11 protein-coding genes are annotated in these 17,607 nt (G+C 71.2%); 6 read left to right on the forward strand and 5 right to left on the reverse strand.

Going from position 1 to position 17,607, the window contains the following annotated elements:
• Positions 1-119: 119 nt before the first annotated feature.
• Complete coding sequence (gene rpsA, locus EOT10_RS24595) at positions 120-1,622, reverse strand: 30S ribosomal protein S1 (protein ID WP_127830495.1); 1,503 nt, start codon at positions 1,620-1,622, stop codon at positions 120-122.
• Between the two features lie 349 nt (positions 1,623-1,971).
• Between rpsA and EOT10_RS24600 the strand changes: the two genes are divergently transcribed.
• A complete protein-coding gene (locus tag EOT10_RS24600; RefSeq protein ID WP_127830496.1) occupies positions 1,972-2,787 on the forward strand; it encodes a class I SAM-dependent methyltransferase in 816 nt (271 codons plus the stop codon).
• Between the two features lie 79 nt (positions 2,788-2,866).
• Complete coding sequence (gene hrpB / locus EOT10_RS24605) at positions 2,867-5,383, forward strand: ATP-dependent helicase HrpB (RefSeq protein WP_127830497.1); 2,517 nt, start codon at positions 2,867-2,869, stop codon at positions 5,381-5,383.
• 40 nt (positions 5,384-5,423) lie between these two features.
• On the opposite strand, the gene pgfA is transcribed toward hrpB, so the two are convergent.
• From pgfA to EOT10_RS24620, 3 genes are all read right to left on the reverse strand, one after another.
• The gene (gene pgfA, locus EOT10_RS24610) at positions 5,424-6,425 is read right to left on the reverse strand and encodes a cell envelope lipid trafficking protein PgfA (protein WP_127830498.1); all 1,002 of its coding nucleotides are present in this window, start codon (positions 6,423-6,425) and stop codon (positions 5,424-5,426) included.
• 21 nt (positions 6,426-6,446) lie between these two features.
• A complete protein-coding gene (locus EOT10_RS24615; RefSeq protein WP_127830499.1) occupies positions 6,447-6,581 on the reverse strand; it encodes an SPW_0924 family protein in 135 nt (44 codons plus the stop codon).
• A 202-nt stretch (positions 6,582-6,783) separates the two neighbouring features.
• The gene (locus EOT10_RS24620; RefSeq protein WP_127830500.1) at positions 6,784-8,526 is read right to left on the reverse strand and encodes a lytic transglycosylase domain-containing protein; all 1,743 of its coding nucleotides are present in this window, start codon (positions 8,524-8,526) and stop codon (positions 6,784-6,786) included.
• A gap of 205 nt (positions 8,527-8,731) precedes the next feature.
• Here EOT10_RS24620 and EOT10_RS24625 point away from each other — a divergent pair, with 205 nt between their 5' ends.
• A complete protein-coding gene (locus EOT10_RS24625; RefSeq protein WP_127830501.1) occupies positions 8,732-9,661 on the forward strand; it encodes a DUF4184 family protein in 930 nt (309 codons plus the stop codon).
• A gap of 226 nt (positions 9,662-9,887) precedes the next feature.
• Here EOT10_RS24625 and polA read toward each other — a convergent pair whose 3' ends face one another.
• Entirely contained in the window at positions 9,888-12,614 is a 2,727-nt protein-coding gene (polA, locus tag EOT10_RS24630; protein ID WP_127830502.1) for a DNA polymerase I, read from the reverse strand.
• 123 nt (positions 12,615-12,737) lie between these two features.
• On the opposite strand from polA, the gene EOT10_RS24635 reads away from it, so the two are divergent.
• The 3 genes from EOT10_RS24635 to EOT10_RS24645 all read left to right on the forward strand — a co-directional run bounded on the left by EOT10_RS24635 (position 12,738) and on the right by EOT10_RS24645 (position 17,498).
• Entirely contained in the window at positions 12,738-15,017 is a 2,280-nt protein-coding gene (locus EOT10_RS24635; protein ID WP_127830503.1) for an FdhF/YdeP family oxidoreductase, read from the forward strand.
• An 80-nt stretch (positions 15,018-15,097) separates the two neighbouring features.
• On the forward strand, positions 15,098-15,559 hold the full coding sequence (locus EOT10_RS24640) for a PaaI family thioesterase (protein ID WP_127830504.1): 462 nt from the start codon (positions 15,098-15,100) through the stop codon (positions 15,557-15,559).
• Between the two features lie 715 nt (positions 15,560-16,274).
• Positions 16,275-17,498, forward strand: coding sequence for a branched-chain amino acid ABC transporter substrate-binding protein (locus EOT10_RS24645; protein WP_189492021.1), 1,224 nt, complete (start codon positions 16,275-16,277; stop codon positions 17,496-17,498).
• Positions 17,499-17,607 lie beyond the last annotated feature (109 nt).

The following is a 17,607-nucleotide window of genomic DNA, read 5'->3' on the forward strand; positions in this document are numbered from 1 at the left end:
CACGAGAGTTACTCGTGTATCCACCACGTTTCTCTCCGCGCACACAAAAGGAAGCGGGCCCGCACCAAAAGGTGCGGGCCCGCTTCAACTACGACTCACCGAACCCCGAAGGGATCAGGTCAGCTCTGGCCGCCGGCCAGCTTCTCACGCAGCGCGGCAAGCGCCTCGTCCGAAGCAAGGGCGCCCGAGGTGTCGTCCGACTCCGAGGAGTACGAACCGCCACCGGAGGCGGCCGGAGCCGCACCGGCGCCGGCGACGGCACCCTCGGCCTCGGCCTGCGCGTCGGCCTCGCGGGACTTGATGACCTGAGCCTGGTGCTGCTCGAAGCGCTGCTGCGCCTCGGCGTACTGGGTCTCCCAGGCCTCGCGCTGGGTCTCGTAGCCCTCGAGCCAGTCGTTGGTCTCGGGGTCGAAGCCCTCGGGGTAGATGTAGTTGCCCTGGTCGTCGTACGACGCGGCCATGCCGTACAGGGTCGGGTCGAACTCGACCGCCGACGGGTCGGCACCGAAGGCCTCGTTGGCCTGCTTCAGCGAGAGGCTGATGCGGCGACGCTCGAGGTCGATGTCGATGACCTTGACGAAGATCTCGTCGTTGACCTGGACGACCTGCTCCGGGATCTCCACGTGGCGCTCGGCCAGCTCGGAGATGTGGACCAGACCCTCGATGCCCTCGTCCACGCGGACGAACGCACCGAACGGAACCAGCTTCGTGACCTTGCCGGGGACGACCTGGCCGATCTGGTGCGTACGGGCGAACTGCTGCCACGGGTCTTCCTGCGTCGCCTTCAGCGACAGGGAGACACGCTCGCGGTCCATGTCCACGTCGAGGACCTCGACGGTGACTTCCTGGCCGACCTCGACAACCTCGGACGGGTGGTCGATGTGCTTCCAGGACAGCTCGGAGACGTGCACGAGACCGTCGACGCCGCCCAGGTCCACGAAGGCACCGAAGTTGACGATCGAGGAAACGACGCCGGAGCGGACCTGACCCTTCTGGAGGGTCGTGAGGAACGTCTGGCGGACCTCGGACTGGGTCTGCTCGAGCCAGGCACGGCGGGACAGGACCACGTTGTTGCGGTTCTTGTCCAGCTCGATGATCTTGGCCTCGAGCTCCTTGCCCACGTAGGGCTGGAGGTCGCGGACGCGGCGCATCTCGACGAGGGAGGCCGGCAGGAAGCCACGGAGGCCGATGTCGAGGATGAGACCACCCTTGACGACCTCGATGACGGTACCGGTGACGATGCCGTCTTCTTCCTTGATCTTCTCGATCGTGCCCCAGGCACGCTCGTACTGAGCGCGCTTCTTGGACAGGATCAGACGGCCTTCCTTGTCCTCCTTCTGGAGAACCAGGGCCTCGATCTCGTCGCCGACCTTGACGACCTCGTTCGGGTCGACGTCGTGCTTGATCGAGAGCTCGCGGCTCGGGATGACGCCTTCGGTCTTGTAACCGATGTCGAGCAGGACCTCGTCCCGGTCGACCTTCACGATGACGCCGTCGACGATGTCGCCGTCGTTGAAGTACTTGATCGTCTCGTCGATCGCGGCGAGGAAGGCTTCCTCGTTACCGATGTCGTTGACCGCTACCTGCGGGGTGGTGGCGGTGGTCTCGGTGCTGCTCGTCATGTGGGTAAGGGCTCCGGCGGACATTGAAGTCGTAGGTACTGCTACGCCGGGAGCCCGTGATCGCACTGCAGAAGCCGGACAGCTCAGGAAGCGCCACTCCGGAAGGGGGGCGCCTCGTTTACCGAGGGGACATACATACAGATGCGAGCGCAGCCTGCTACGTCTGAGGAGCGCAGGCTCGCAGCGCAACTTGTAGCATACGGGGGCAGCCGGACAGGGTCAATGCGCGAACGCGCACACCCGGGGCGGAACGCCACATACCCGGCACAAAACCTGTCGCACGAGGCCACGCGGGCCGCGTCACCCATCGTCGCGACGGGTTGAACGGAAGAGTACGACTAGGGAGCCCATCATCCAAGAGCCCGAACCGTCCGAACCTGAGGCGACCCGGCGTGACGCCGGAGTCACAGAGAGTTCCCGCGCCAATCGCGGCTGGTGGGACAGGAACGCGGACGACTACCAGGTCGAGCACGGCACGTTCCTCGGGGACGACCGTTTCGTATGGGGACCCGAGGGCCTCGACGAGGTGGAGGCCGAGCTGCTCGGCCCGCCGGAGGACCTGAAGGGCAAGTCCGTCCTGGAGATCGGCGCGGGCGCGGCGCAGTGCTCGCGCTGGCTCGCCGCCCAGGGCGCGCACCCCGTCGCCCTCGACCTCTCCCACCGCCAGCTCCAGCACGCCCTGCGCATCGACGGCGGCGCGGTGCCGCTGGTGGAGGCGGACGCCGGCGCGCTGCCCTTCGCGGACGGCTCGTTCGACCTGGCCTGCTCCGCGTACGGGGCGCTCCCCTTCGTCGCCGATCCCGTGCGCGTACTGAAGGACGTGCACCGGGTGCTGCGGCCGGGCGGGCGGTTCGTGTTCTCGGTGACGCATCCGATCCGCTGGGCGTTCCCGGACGAGCCGGGTCCGGAGGGCCTGTCCGTGGCGGCTTCCTACTTCGACCGCACTCCTTATGTGGAGCAGGACGACGAGGGGCACGCCGTGTACGTGGAGCACCACAGGACGGTCGGTGACCGGGTGCGTGACGTGGTGGCCGGCGGTTTCCGGCTCGTGGACCTCGTGGAGCCGGAGTGGCCCGCGTGGAACACGCAGGAGTGGGGCGGCTGGTCCCCGCTGCGCGGCAGCCTGATCCCGGGGACGGCGATCTTCGTCTGCGAGCGGAGCTGAGCAGAGCCAAGAAGAGCTGAGCTGAGCAGAGCCAGAGGGGGTTACCCCTGGCACCCGTCCGGGGGGAGAGACTGGGCGGGTGATCCGTGACGACGCTCTGGACCTGCCCGTACGCAGTGCGCTGCCCGGCCTGCGCGATGCCCTCGACGGGCCCGCGGCGCCGGGCGGTGCCGTTCTCGTCGCGCCTCCGGGGACGGGCAAGACGACGTTGGTGCCGCTGGTGCTCGCCGGGCTCGTCGGTGACGGGCCCGCGCGGCGTGTCGTCGTCGCCGAGCCGCGGCGGATCGCGGCGCGGGCGGCGGCGCGGCGCATGGCATGGCTGCTCGGCGAGAAGGCCGGGGAGAGCGTCGGTTACACGGTGCGCGGTGAGCGGGTGATGGGGCGCCACGCGCGCGTGGAGGTCGTCACGACGGGTGTGCTCCTGCAGCGGCTCCAGCGTGACCAGGAGCTGGCGGGCGTGGATGTCGTGATGCTCGACGAGGTCCACGAGCGGCATCTGGACGCGGACACCGTCGCGGCGTTCCTGTGCGACGTGCGGGACGCGCTGCGGCCGGAGCTGCGGCTCGTGGCGGCGTCGGCGACGACGGACGCGCAGGGATGGGCACGGCTGCTCGGCGGGGTGCCCGTGGTCGAGGCCGAGGGAATCTCGTATCCCGTGGAGACGGTGTGGGCGCCGCCCGCGCGTGCGGTGCGGCCGCCGCACGGGATGCGGGTGGATCCGGCGCTGCTCACGCACGTGGCGTCGGTGGTGCGGCGGGCGCTGCGGGAACGGGACGGCGACGTGCTGTGTTTCCTGCCGGGGGTCGGCGAGATCGCGCGGGTGGCCGGGCAGCTGGGCGGCCTGGGCGAGGTGGACGTGCTCCAGGTGCACGGGCGGGCGCCGGCCGCGGTGCAGGACGCGGTGCTCTCGCCGGGTGAGCGGCGGCGGGTCGTGCTCGCGACATCGGTGGCCGAGTCGTCGCTGACGGTTCCCGGGGTGCGGGTCGTGGTGGACTCGGGGCTCGCGCGGGAGCCCCGCGTGGACCATGCGCGGGGGCTGAGCGCCCTGACGACGGTGCGGGCCTCGCAGGCGGCCGGGCGGCAGCGGGCGGGCCGTGCCGGGCGTGAGGCGCCCGGGGCGGTGTACCGGTGCTGGACGGAGGCGGAGGACGGGCGGCTGCCGCGGTTCCCCGCTCCGGAGATCAAGGTGGCCGACCTGACGGCGTTCGCGTTGCAGACGGCGTGCTGGGGCGCCCCGGACGCGTCCGGGCTCGCGCTCCTCGACGCTCCCCCGGAGGGGGCGATGGCGGCGGCCCGGTCCGTCCTGACGGCGATCGGCGCGGTCGAGTCGGACTCGGGACGGGCCACGGAGCGCGGCGCCCGCCTGGCGGGCCTCGGCCTGCATCCGCGCCTCGCCCGCGCCCTCCTGGACGCGGCCCCGCTGGTGGGCGCCCGCCGCGCGGCGGAGGTGGTCGCCCTGCTGAGCGAGGAGCCCCCGCGCGAGTACGGCGACGATCTGGCCGCCGCCTGGCGCACCGCGCGCCGTGGCGCCGACGCGTACGGGGCCCGCTGGAAGACGGAGGTACGGCGGCTCTCGGGTGCCGTCGGTCAAGTTTCGGCGGGGGCGGCGTCCGGGGACCTGACGGAGGACCGGGTCGCCGGGATCGTCGCCGCGCTCGCGTTTCCCGAGCGGGTGGGGCGGGGGCGGGACGGCGAGTATCTGATGGTGTCCGGGACCCGGGCCGGGCTCGGGGAAGGCTCCGGGCTGCGGGGCGCGCCGTGGATCGCCGTCGCGGTCGCCGACCGGCCGGTGGGCGCCGGGCACGCGCGCGTGCGGCTCGCCGCGGTCGTCGACGAGGAGGTCGCGCTGCGGGCCGCCGCCCCGCTGCACTCGGAGGGCGACGAAGTGGCGTGGGCCGACGGGGAGTTGGTGGCGCGGCACGTCGAGCGGCTCGGCGCGGTGGAACTCGCCGTGCGCCCGCTGAAGCAGGCCGCCCCGGGTCTCGTACGCGAGGCGTTGAAGGAGGGGCTGCGGCGGGAGGGGTTCGGTCTTCTGCGGTGGTCGCGGGAGGCCGGGGAGCTGCGGGAGCGGCTCGCGTTCCTGCACGGGACGCTGGGCGCGCCCTGGCCCGACGTGTCGGACGACGCGCTGCACGCGCGCGTGGACGAGTGGCTGGAGCCGGAGCTGGGCAAGGCGCGGCGGCGGGCCGATCTGGGCCGGATCGACGCGGGCCAGGCGCTGCGGCGGCTGCTCCCGTGGGCGAGCGGTGACGCGGCCCGCCTCGACGAGCTGGCGCCCGAGCGCTTCGAGGTGCCGAGCGGTTCCCGTATCCGGATCGACTACGCGAACCCCGAACAGCCGGTCCTTGCCGTGAAGTTGCAGGAGATGTTCGGGCTGCACGAGTCCCCGCGCCTGGCCGGCGTGCCGGTCCTGGTGCATCTGCTGTCGCCGGCGGGGCGTCCGGCGGCGGTGACCGCGGATCTCGCGTCGTTCTGGCGCGAGGGGTACCGGGCGGTGCGGGCCGAGCTGCGCGGCCGGTACCCGAAGCATCCGTGGCCGGAGGATCCGGCCGGGGCGGTGGCGACACGGCACACGAGCGCGCGGCTCAGGCGCTGACGGACGTCAGACACTGACGGACGTCAGGCACTGACAGGCATCAGGCGCTGACGGGTTCCGGTTCGTGGGCGGGGGCCGCCTCGGGCTCGCCAGGACGGCGGCTGCGGGCCTCCAGCCACAGGGAGAGCGCGAGCAGGAGCGCGCCGGCGACGAGGAAGCCCCACGGCAGGTACGAGGTGAGCAGGACGACCAGGACGCGGTTGGACTTGACCAGGGCGACGGTGGACCTGATGTAGTCCTCGCGCATCTTCACGTGCCCCGCGAAGACCGTCACCCTGTCGCGGCCGCCCAGGAGCGTGCCGCCGCGGAGTTCGTTGTGCTGGATCTCCTCCCCGTAGACGGGGGCGCCGGTGACGGGCTCGACCCAGAACTTGCGGACCGTGGTGTACCAGCGGGTGGTGCCGGTCTTGGCGACAGACTCCGGGGTGATGCCCTTGACCGGCATCGTCCTGGGGAGGGGGACCTTCATCCACGGGATGGTCTGTTCGAAGTAGTAGACCTTCAGGCCGCGGAACGTCCGGGTGCCCTTGTAGTGGATGGGCCGGGTGACACGGGCCTGGGCGTCGTAGTACTCGTAGTCCCGCTTCTCGGTGAGGAAGGGCCACTTGAACTCGATGCCGTCGCGCCTGACCTTGTCGCCGTCGACGGTCTCGGCGTACTTGCCCGTGGGGTGGACGGGGGCCTGGCTGTGGGCGTCGAAGACGTAGCGCTCAGGGACCTGGGAGACCATCTTGCCGTCGGGTCCGACGATGTAGGAGAGGGAGTCCCAGACGACGACGTCGCGTCCCGCGCTCTTCTCGACCTGCTCGGAGGCCTCCACGTTGCCCTTGAGCGTCTGGACGACGGTGACCTTGGAGACCTTCTTCGACTGCATCGAGCCGTAGTCGAGGAGGGTCGGGTTCTTCGCTTCCAGGACGGCGTTCTGGTACTGGCCGGCCGGGATCTTCGCGAGGCGCGGGAACGCGTACCAGCGCATGAGCGGGGACATCGCCGTGCAGAACACGGCGAGGGCGAGCAGGATCAGGCTGGCCTTGCGGCGCATCGCGGCGGCCTCCTCGGCGGGTCAGGGGTGCTTGGGGACGGTGGTCAGCAGCGGTTTGGGCGAGGTCTCGCCGGGCGGGGAGCCCATCGCCGTGATGGTGAGGACGAGGGCGAGCGCCACGGCAAGACCGGTCGCGGCGGCGATCAGGGCACGCATGGCGGCCTCCCGGCGGGTCACCGAATCTGATTGGGCGTCAGGGCTGGGGCACCGTAGCAACGCCGGGGCGAGATGAGAACACGTTGCACAACAGCGCCGCCCCCTCGGCCGGTGAACGGCGAGGGGGCGGCTTGGGGGCTGCGCGGGAGCGGCGTGGCTCCGCTGACGGGCTTGTCCCGTAAGGGAGTTACGGGCTACGGGGTTACGTCGCGGACGGCGAGGGTGACGGGCTCGCGGCGGCCGCGGCGGTCACCTTCAGTTCGACGGTGAGGGTCGCGCCGCCCGTCGTGTCGATGCGGAGCAGGAACGTGCCCGTGGCGTCGTCCGCGTAGAGCTTCGGCAGCTGGAGGAGGCCGTCGCCGTCGGTCTTGAGGCCCTTGAGGGTGCGGATCGGCTTGCCGTCCGCGTCCTTGAAGTAGGGGCCCTTGTCGTTCTCGCTCGTGTCGTCCTTGGACTTGATCAGCGTGGCCGTGGCGGCGACCCCGTCCGCGGCGGCGCCCTTGTACGTGGCCTTGACCCCGACCTGGTCGGCGAACTGGCCGCCGGCCTGGCAGGACAGTTCCTTGTCGCTGGTCCTCGCGAGGGTGTCGGCCTGGCGTGCGGAGACGGTGGCCGTGTAGTCGAGGCCGGGCAGGTCCCGGCCGACGACGGTGGCGCGGACCGTGAAATCGCCGGTGTCCTCGCCCGCCTTCAGGGGCGGCGCGGTGGCCTTGCCGGTGCTGTCGGTGACGACGGTGACGCTCTTGAAGCCGCCGGTGAAGGCCGCGTCGGTGTCACCGATGACGGCGAGCTTCACCTTGACCTTGCCGACGCCCTTGCCCGCGGCGCTCTCCGCGCGGACGGCGACGCGCTCGGCGAAGGTGTCACCGGCGGTGGCGGCGAGGGTGCCCGTACCGGCGTCCTCGATGTGCGCGACCGACTCGGTGGGCGTGGGCGGGGTGGGGCTCGCGGAGCCTCCGCCGCCGGGCTTCGTGGGGCCGGTGTTCGGGGAGCCGCTGCCGCCGCCGGGCGTGGACGGCTTGGAGGGCTTCGACGGCGTCGTGGGCTTGTGCGTGCCGGGCGAGGCGGGGTGCGAGGTTCCCGGGCTCGGCGACGGCGTCGGGCCGGGCCTGCCGTCGCTGCGGCCACCGGGCTGGACGCCGGTGCCGTCGGGGACCTCGTGGGTGCCCTTGCGGTAGAACTCGAGCCACGACAGGACCGTGTTGAGGTACTCCTGCGAGTGGTTGTAGCTGAGGATCGCCGCGTGCAGGCCGCCGGCCCGGGACAGGTCGCGGTCGCCGCGGCACAGGTAGTGGCCGGCGGCGAGGGCGGCGTCGTAGATGTTGTTGGGGTCCTTCTTGCCGTCGCCGTTGCCGTCACGGCCGGACCAGGCCCAGGTCGACGGGATGAACTGCATGGGGCCGACGGCCCGGTCGTGCGTCCTGTCGCCGTCGTAGGCGCCGTTGTCCGTGTCGGTGATCCGCGCGAAGCCGTTGCCGTCGAGGACCGGGCCGAGGATCGGCCTGATCGTGGTGCCGTTCGCGTCGACGTTGCCGCCGCGCGCCTGGCCGGACTCGACTTTGCCGATCGCGGCGAGGAGCTGCCAGGGCAGGTTGCAGCCCGGCTTCGTCGCGGCGAGCTCCGCCTCGGCCTTCTTGTACGCGTCGAGGACGGTGGCGGGGATCCCCGCCTCGGCGGCGCCGGTGCCGGTGGGGCTGTTGGGACCGCCGGTGCCCGCGCTCGGGGGCGCGGTGGGGCTGTTGAGGGGCGGCAGGTCGGTGTAGTACGGGGAGTTGCCGGTGGCCGAGCCGCCGGGCGGGGGCGTCACGTCGGCGGTGGACTGCCCGCCGTTGTGCGTGTCGGTGAGGCCGGGCGCCTGGGACGCGGAGAGTGCCGCCACGGCGGCGGCCGCTACCGCGGTCGTCATCGCTCCCCTGCGCAACCGCTTACCGAATAGCGCCGCCATGCCGTGAGCCCCTCCCGATCGCCGACCAGTTTCCGGGTCCGTCCACGCTCCCCAGCGTGGAGTGGCCCAGGCGACCCTACGACAACTTCCGGCGCGCAGACACCTGTTCGTGCCCGATTTTCGCCGGTTGGCCACGTCCGCGTCACCGAATCTCCTGCGAGCCATACTGGGCGACGCCGCATCAAGACCTGTCCGAGGGGGACTCTTGCCGTTCACGATCAGCCATGCCGCAGCGGTGCTGCCGGCGGTCCGCCGCGACGGTTCGGGGCGCGGCCGTCTCGTCCCCTCGCTGCTGGTGGCGGGCTCGTTCGCACCCGACCTGACGTACTTCGCGGCGAGCGCGGTTCCCGGGGCGATGGAGTTCGGGGATATCACCCATTCTTTCCCGGGTGTTCTCACGGTCGACGTGGCGATCGCGGCGGCCCTGGCCGGGCTGTGGCGCCTGCTGCGCGAACCGGCGATCGCCCTGCTGCCGGGCCGGGTGCGGGGGCGGGTCCTCGCGGTGGCGCGGGGAGGGGTTCCCGCAGTGCGGCGGGGCGGGCGTCAAGGGCCGGCGGCGCGGGGAGGGGTTCCCACGGCGCGATCGGGCGGGCGTCAGGGGCCGGTGGCGCGGGTGTGGTGGTGGTACGTGTCCGTCGTCCTTGGGGCGACGACGCACGTGGTGTGGGACGCGTTCACGCATCTCGACCGGTGGGGCATGCGCGTGTTCCCGGTCCTCGGCGAGAAGGTCGCCGGCTCCCCTCTCTACTGGTACGCGCAGTACGGGGGTTCGGCGGTGGCGCTCGTCGTGATCGCGCTGTTCGTGGTGTCGGCGGTGCGGCGCGTGCCGGAGGCGGCGGCCGACGAGGCCCACGCGGCGCTGCCCGAACTCTCCGCGAGCGAGCGGTGGATGGCGGCCGTCGTGATCGGCGGGTGCGTGGCGGTGGCCGCGGGGGTACGGACGGCACGCTGGTGGGCGTACTGGGGCGCCGTCGCGAAGCCGTGGGAGATCATCCCGACGCTGTGCTTCGGCGCGGGCGCGGGCCTGGCCCTGGGCCTCACCCTGTACGCGCTGCTGGTCCGGGGGCGCCGGGGCCCGGCCGGTGATGGGGAGGCGCGGCCTCCGGCGGAACCGAGCCGCCCGGCATCCCGCTGACGCCCCCGTCCGCACACCCCCGAAAACGTGAGGGGCGCAGCCCAGAGACGTAAGGGGCACAGCCCGAACACGTCAGGGGCGCAGCCCAAAGACGCGAGGGGCGCAGCCCGAAGACGTGAGGAGCACACCCCCGAGAAACGTCAGGGGCGCAGCCCGAAAACGTGAGGGGCGCAGCCCGTAAGCCGCGCCCCTCACCCGTTCCGTTCCGCACCGTCCCCGAGAGGGGTCAGTGCGCCGCGGACTCCCAGTCCGTGCCCACGCCCACCGACACGTCCAGCGGGGCCCGCAGATGCACGGCCCCGGCCATCTCGCGCCGGACCAGCTCCTCGGCGGCGGCCGCCTCGCCCGGGGCGATCTCCAGGACGATTTCGTCATGGACCTGGAGCAGCAGCCGGGACGCCAGCTTCGCGTCCGTGAGCGCCTTGTCCACGTTCAGCATGGCGATCTTGACGATGTCGGCGGCCGTGCCCTGGATCGGCGCGTTGAGTGCCATGCGCTCGGCCATCTCGCGGCGCTGGCGGTTGTCGCTGTTGAGGTCCGGCAGATACCGGCGGCGCCCCAGCATCGTCTCCGTGTAGCCCGTGGCGCGCGCCTCGTCGACGACGCGGCGCAGATAGTCGCGCACGCCGCCGAACCGCTCGAAGTACGTGTCCATCAGGACCCGCGCCTCGGCCGGCTCGATGTTCAGCTGCCCGGAGAGCCCGAACGCGGACAGGCCGTAGGCGAGCCCGTACGACATGGCCTTGATCTTGCGGCGCATCTCGGCGTCGACGGCGGAGCGCTCGACCCCGAAGACCTGCGAGGCGACCGTGGTGTGCAGGTCCTCGCCGGAGGTGAACGCCTCGATGAGGCCCTCGTCCTCGGACAGGTGGGCCATGACGCGCAGTTCGATCTGGCTGTAGTCCGCCGTCATCAGCGACTCGAAGCCCTCGCCGACGACGAAGCCGCGGCGGATGGCGCGGCCCTCGTCGGTGCGGACCGGGATGTTCTGCAGGTTCGGGTCGGTGGAGGAGAGGCGGCCGGTGGCGGCGACGGTCTGGTTGAACGTCGTGTGGATGCGGCCGTCCGCGGCGATCGTCTTGATCAGGCCCTCGACCGTGACGCGCAGCTTCGCCTGCTCACGGTGGCGCAGCATGATCACGGGGAGTTCGTGCTCGGTCTGCGAGGCCAGCCAGGCGAGCGCGTCCGCGTCCGTCGTGTACCCGGTCTTGGTCTTCTTCGTCTTGGGGAGGGCGAGCTCGCCGAAGAAAACTTCCTGGAGCTGCTTGGGCGAGCCGAGGTTGAACTCGTGGCCCACGGAGGCGTGCGCCTCCTTCACGGCCTGCTGGACCGCGCCCGCGAACATCTGCTCCATCGCTTCGAGGTGGGCGCGGTCGGCGGAGATGCCGTGCCGCTCCATGCGCGCGAGGAGCGTGGACGTGGGCAGCTCGACGTCCTTGAGGAGGTCGGCGGCGCCGACTTCCTGGAGCTTGCCGGTGAAGGCCTCGCCGAGGTCGAGGATGGCGCGGGCCTGCACCATGAGGGCGTCGGCCTCGGCCTGCTCGTCGTCCTCCGTACCGAAGGCGAGCTGACCCGCGGCGGCGGCCGGGGCGAGCTCGCGGCCCAGGTACTCCAGGGACAGCGCGTCGAGCGCGAAGGAGCGGCGGCCGGGCTTGACCAGGTACGCGGCGAGCGCCGTGTCCATGGTGATGCCGTCGATGGTCCAGCCGTGCTCGGCGAAGACCCGCATGACGCCCTTGGCGTTGTGCAGGACCTTGGGCTTCGAGGCGTCGGCGAGCCAGGCCGCGAACGCGTTCTCGTCGGCCTCGTCGAGCTGGGTGGGGTCGAACCAGGCGGCCGCTCCCCCGGCACCGGCGAGCGCCACCTCGGTGACGGATCCCGCGCCGAGCGCCCAGGTGTCGACCGTGGCGAGGCCCAGGGCCGTGTCGCCGTGCTCGGCGAGCCAGGGGGCGACCTCACCGGCGGCGAGGACCGTGCCGTCGACCGCGACGCCGGGCTCGGCGGGCGTCTCCTCGGCCTGCTCGGCGCCCGGGTCGACGGCGAGCAGACGCTCGCGCAGCGACGGGTTACGGATCTCCAGGGTGTCGAGGACCATCGCGACGGCCGTGCGGTCGTACGCGGCGCGCTCCAGGTCGGTGACCGCCTTGGGCAGCTCGACGTCGCGGACCATCTCGGTCAGACGCCGGTTGAGCTTGACGGCCTCGATGTGGTCGCGGAAATTCTGTCCGGCCTTGCCCTTGACCTCCTCGGCGCGCTCCACGAGGTCGGCGAACGAACCGAACTGGTTGATCCACTTCGCGGCGGTCTTCTCGCCGACGCCGGGGATGCCCGGCAGGTTGTCCGACGGGTCGCCGCGCAGGGCCGCGAAGTCGGGGTACTGGGCCGGGGTCAGCCCGTACTTCTCCTCGACCTTCTCCGGCGTGAACCGGGTCAGCTCGGAGACGCCCTTCGTGGGGTAGAGCACCGTGACGTGGTCGGTGACGAGCTGGAAGGAGTCCCGGTCGCCGGTGACGATCAGGACGTCGAACCCGGCCGCCTCGGCCTGGGTGGCGAGCGTGGCGATGACGTCGTCCGCCTCGAACCCGTCCACCGCGAAGCGCGGCGTGTGCATCGCGTCGAGGAGCTCGCCGATCAGCTCCACCTGACCCTTGAACTCGTCCGGTGTCTTCGACCGGTTCGCCTTGTACTCGGGGAACTCCTGGGAGCGCCATGTCTTGCGCGACACGTCGAACGCCACCGCGAAGTGCGTGGGCGCCTCGTCGCGCAGCGTGTTCGCCAGCATCGACGCGAAGCCGTAGATAGCGTTCGTCGGCTGTCCGGTCGCGGTCGTGAAATTCTCCGCGGGCAGCGCGAAGAACGCGCGGTACGCCAGCGAATGCCCGTCCATGAGCATCAGCCGCGGCCTGCTGCCGGAGGTCGTCTTCTCGGTCTTCTTCGCTGCTGTCTCTGCCACGCCCCCGATCCTGCCACGCCCCACCGACAGTCCCGCTCCAGCCGGGCTCGCGCGGGCTCTGTCAGTGGCGCGTGGCAGGATTCGAGACGTACCTCACACGTTGTGCGCGAAGGGGAACAGACGATGGCAACGAAGCCGCCCACGGGCGACCCGGTCCAGGACGCTCCGCAGGTCGCCGCGCCGCAGCACGCCGCCGCGGGTCTCCCCGCCGTCGCCCACTCGCTGAAGATGGCGCAGCAGCAGATGGGGGTGCGGCGCACGGCGCTCACGCTGCTCCGCGTCAATCAGAAGGACGGCTTCGACTGCCCCGGCTGCGCCTGGCCCGAGCCGGAGCACCGGCACAAGGCGGAGTTCTGCGAGAACGGCGCGAAGGCGGTCGCCGAGGAGGCCACCCTGCGCCGGGTCACCCCGGACTTCTTCGCCGCGCACCCCGTCGCCGACCTGGCGACCCGCTCCGGATACTGGCTGGGCCAGCAGGGCCGGCTCACCCACCCCATGTATCTCGCGGAGGGCGCCGAGCGCTACGAGCCGGTGTCCTGGGAGCGCGCCTTCGACATCGTCGCCGAGGAGCTGGCCGCGCTGTCCTCGCCGGACGAGGCGGTGTTCTACACGTCGGGGCGTACGAGCAACGAGGCGGCGTTCCTCTACCAGCTGTTCGCCCGCGAGTTCGGCACGAACAACCTGCCCGACTGCTCCAACATGTGCCATGAGTCGTCCGGTTCCGCGCTCACGGAGACCATCGGCATCGGCAAGGGCAGCGTCTCGCTCGAGGACCTCTACATGTCGGACCTGATCATCGTGGCCGGGCAGAACCCGGGCACGAACCACCCGCGCATGCTCTCCGCCCTGGAGAAGGCCAAGGCGAACGGCGCGAAGATCATCACGGTCAACCCGCTGCCCGAGGCGGGCCTGGAGCGCTTCAAGAACCCGCAGACCCCACAGGGCATGTTCAAGGGCGCCGCCCTGACCGACCTGTTCCTCCAGATCCGCCTCGGCGGCGACCAGGCCCTCTTCCGCCTCCTGAACAAGCTCATTCTCGAGGCGGACGACGCCGTCGACGACGCCTTCGTCCGCGAACACACCCATGGCTACGAGGAGTTCGCCGAGGCCGCGCGCGCCGCGGACTGGGAGGAGACGCTGGCCGCGACCGGCCTGGAGCGCTCCGAGATCGAGGAGGCACTCACCCTGGTGCTCGCCTCCGAGCGCACGGTGGTGTGCTGGGCGATGGGCCTCACGCAGCACAAGCACGCGGTGCCCACGATCCGCGAGGTGGTCAATTTCCTGCTGCTGCGCGGGAACATCGGCCGTCCCGGCGCCGGCGTGTGCCCGGTGCGCGGCCACTCGAACGTGCAGGGCGACCGCACGATGGGCGTCTTCGAGCGCCCCGCGCCGGCCTTCCTCGGCGCCCTGGAGCGGGAGTTCGGCTTCGCGCCGCCCCGCGAGCACGGCTTCGACGTCGTACGGGCGATCCGGGCGCTGCGCGACGGCGAGGCGAAGGTGTTCTTCGCGATGGGCGGGAACTTCGTGGCGGCGACGCCCGACACGGACGTCACGGAGACCGCGATGCGGCGCGCCGCCCTGACGGTACACGTGTCGACGAAGCTCAACCGCTCGCACGCGGTCACGGGCGCCCGCGCCCTGATCCTGCCGACGCTCGGCCGCACCGAACGGGATCTCCAGGGCAGTGGCGAGCAGTTCGTGACGGTCGAGGACTCCATGGGCATGGTGCACGCCTCGCGCGGCCGCCTCGAACCCGCGAGCAGGCACCTCCTGTCGGAGCCGGCGATCGTGGCCCGCCTCGCGCGCCGTGTCCTGGGCGCGGCGTCCCGGACGCCCTGGGAGGAGTTCGAGAAGGACTACGCGACGGTCCGGGACCGCATCGCGCGCGTCGTCCCGGGCTTCGAGGACTTCAACGGGCGCGTGGAGTCCGGGGGAGGTTTCGCCCTGCCGCACGCCCCGCGCGACGAGCGCCGCTTCCCCACGGCCACCGGCAAGGCCAACTTCACGGCGGCGCCCGTCGCGTACCCCACGGTCCCCGAGGGCCGGCTCCTGCTGCAGACCCTTCGCTCGCACGACCAGTACAACACCACGATCTACGGCCTCGACGACCGCTACCGAGGCATCAGGAACGGCCGCCGGGTCGTCCTCGTCAGCCCCCACGACGCGAAGGCGCTCGGCCTCGCCGACGGCGGTTACGTCGACCTGGTCAGCGAGTGGAGCGACGGCGTGGAGCGACGGGCCCCCGGTTTCCGCGTCGTCCACTACCCGACGGCCCGGGGCTGCGCCGCCGCGTACTTCCCGGAGACCAATGTGCTGGTCCCGCTGGACGCCACGGCGGACACGAGCAACACCCCCGCCGCGAAGTCCGTCGTCGTCCGCCTGGAACAATCGGCGACCGACTGAGCGTTTGCTCAGGTGGCCGACCGGGCCGACCAGGCAGATTGGCACGGAGCACCACCGAACGACGAACGGAGCCGGGCCCCATGGGCGAGCAGAACCACGTGAAGTTCCCGCAAGAGGTCATCGACGAGTACGCCGCGCTCGGCGTCGACCTGCCCGCCATGTTCTCCGCGGGGCACCTCGGCACGCGTATGGGCATCGAGATCAAGGAAGCCTCCGCCGAGCGCGTCGTCGGCACGATGCCGGTCGAGGGCAACACCCAGCCCTACGGCCTGCTGCACGGCGGCGCCTCCGCGGTCCTCGCCGAGACCCTCGGCTCCGTTGGCTCGATGCTCCACGGCGGCAGCTCCAAGATCGCCGTCGGCGTCGACCTGAACTGCACGCACCACCGCGGTGCCCGCTCCGGCCTCGTCACCGGTGTCGCCACCCCCGTGCACCGCGGCCGCTCCACGGCCACGTACGAGATCGTGATCACCGACGAGCAGGACCGGCGCGTCTGCTCGGCCCGCCTGACCTGCCTCCTCAGGGACGTGCCGACCGCCTAGGCGGCGCGCCGCACGACCACTCCGCGCCACCACTCCGTGCCACCACCGGCGCACCGCCGACGGCACCGGGCGGAGGTCCAAGTACGTTCCGTACGAGGGTCTCCGCCCACCGAAGCCCCAACACCACGCAGAATCGGGCCAGTCGGACAGCCCGGGAAGCGCGCTCGCGCCCGCACGCACGGCGGCGCCCCGCCGAACTCCCCGAACCCGACAGGGCGTTGAACCGGACCGCCCGGCCCGCGCCGCCGGAGCCACACACCCGCGATCACTCTCGCGCCCCCGCGGCGGCACCCGCCACCCTCCACCAGAAATAACCACCAGAAGTAACACAGCGTTACCTCAGGGCAATAAAAGGATTACCCACCGCTCCCCGCCCGCGCGCCGCCCCGCCCGGCCACGGCGACGACCACCGGCGTCAGCACCATGATCCCCTCAAGTTGCTTACCGGAACTGGGCGTTCTCACCATTCGGCCCCGAAGACCCCCTCATCACGCCCCCGGCCGACCCCGCTCCGCCCCCAGGCTCTACCCAAGGCATAACAAGAGCGTCACAGCCTTCGCCTCCCTCCTCCACACCGCCATCACCTGCGCTTATAGTCACGGCCAGTCACCGCGCCGCCGGGCGCGTCTGCAGCACGGCCCTGTACCAGACCAGTACGGCCCGGCGAGACACACGGCGCCCCATCAGGGGAGCCGCGCCAGGGAGAGGATTGATCGTGCGACACCGTTCCTTGCTGATACTCACCACCGTGCTCACCACCGGAGCACTCACGCTCACCGCGTGCGGATCGCGCGACAACAAGGGGGGCGACAAGGCCGGCGGCACCACCACCGTCGTCATCGGCGTCGACGCACCCCTCACCGGCCAGAACTCCGCCACGGGCCTCGGCATCCAGTACGGCGTACAGATCGCCGTCGACGACGCCAACAAGAAGAACCTCGTCCCGGGCGTGAAGTTCAAGGTCAGCGCCCTCGACGACAAGGCCAACCCCGCCAGCGGCCAGCAGAACGCCACCAAATTCGTCGCCGACAAGAACGTCCTCGGCGTCGTCGGCCCCCTGAACTCCGGCGTCGCGACCCAGATGCAGCAGGTCTTCGACACCGCCGGCCTGGTCGAGATCTCCCCGTCCAACACCGCGCCCGAGCTCACCCAGGGCAAGAACTGGCAGACCGCCAAGTCGCGCGACTACAAGACCTACTTCCGCACCGCCACCACGGACGCACTTCAGGGCGGCTTCGCGGCCGACTACGCGTACAACACCCTGAAGAAGAAGAAGGTCTTCCTCGTCGACGACAAGCAGACCTACGGCGCCGGCCTCGCCAAGCTCTTCAAGGCGAACTTCGTCAAGGCCGGCGGCAAGATCGCCCAGGAAGACCACGTCAGCACCGGCGACACGGACTTCTCCTCGCTCGTCACGAAGATCAAGAACTCCGGCGCCGACCTCGTCTACTACGGCGGCCAGTACGACGAGTCGGAGAAGCTCACCAAGCAGCTCAAGGACGCCGGCGTCAAGATCCCGCTCTTCGGCGGCGACGGCATGTTCTCCGACACCTACATCCAGACCGCGGGCAAGACCTCCGAAGGTGACCTCGCCACCTCCGTCGGCGTCCCCGTCACCACCCTGCCCGCCGCCAAGCAGTTCATCGCCGACTACAAGGCGAAGAAGTACCCCGGCGACTACGGCACCTACGGCGGCTACTCCTACGACGCCGCCACCGCCATCATCAAGGCCATCGGCAACGTCGTGAAGGACGGCAAGGTCCCCTCCGACGCCCGCACCAAGATCGTCGACGAGGTCCAGAAGACCAAGTTCGACGGCATCGCCGGACCCGTCGCCTTCGACCAGTACGGCGACACCACGAACAAGCAGCTCACCGTGTACCAGGTCGTCTCGGGCAAGTGGAAGGCCGTCAAGAGCGGCACCTACAACGCCGGCTGATCAAAGCCACGCCACACAGCACAACCCAGGGCCGCGCGGCTTCGACCACACGTCAGCCGCGCGGCCCGCGCTCCACTCCCGTCTGCTCACCTTCCACACCCACATGGAG

Source organism: Streptomyces antnestii (assembly GCF_004005495.1).
In the GTDB taxonomy this organism is placed as follows: Bacteria; Actinomycetota; Actinomycetes; order Streptomycetales; family Streptomycetaceae; genus Streptomyces; species Streptomyces antnestii.

What these genes read in the sequence shown, in the direction of transcription:
- EOT10_RS24640 (WP_127830504.1), top strand. Translation starts at nt 15,098, where the DNA reads ATGGGCGAGCAGAACCACGTGAAGTTCCCGCAAGAGGTCATCGACGAG.
- EOT10_RS24615 (WP_127830499.1), bottom strand. Translation starts at nt 6,581, where the DNA reads ATGCGTGCCCTGATCGCCGCCGCGACCGGTCTTGCCGTGGCGCTCGCC.
- EOT10_RS24620 (WP_127830500.1), bottom strand. Translation starts at nt 8,526, where the DNA reads ATGGCGGCGCTATTCGGTAAGCGGTTGCGCAGGGGAGCGATGACGACC.
- EOT10_RS24635 (WP_127830503.1), top strand. Translation starts at nt 12,738, where the DNA reads ATGGCAACGAAGCCGCCCACGGGCGACCCGGTCCAGGACGCTCCGCAG.
- pgfA (WP_127830498.1), bottom strand. Translation starts at nt 6,425, where the DNA reads ATGCGCCGCAAGGCCAGCCTGATCCTGCTCGCCCTCGCCGTGTTCTGC.
- rpsA (WP_127830495.1), bottom strand. Translation starts at nt 1,622, where the DNA reads ATGACGAGCAGCACCGAGACCACCGCCACCACCCCGCAGGTAGCGGTC.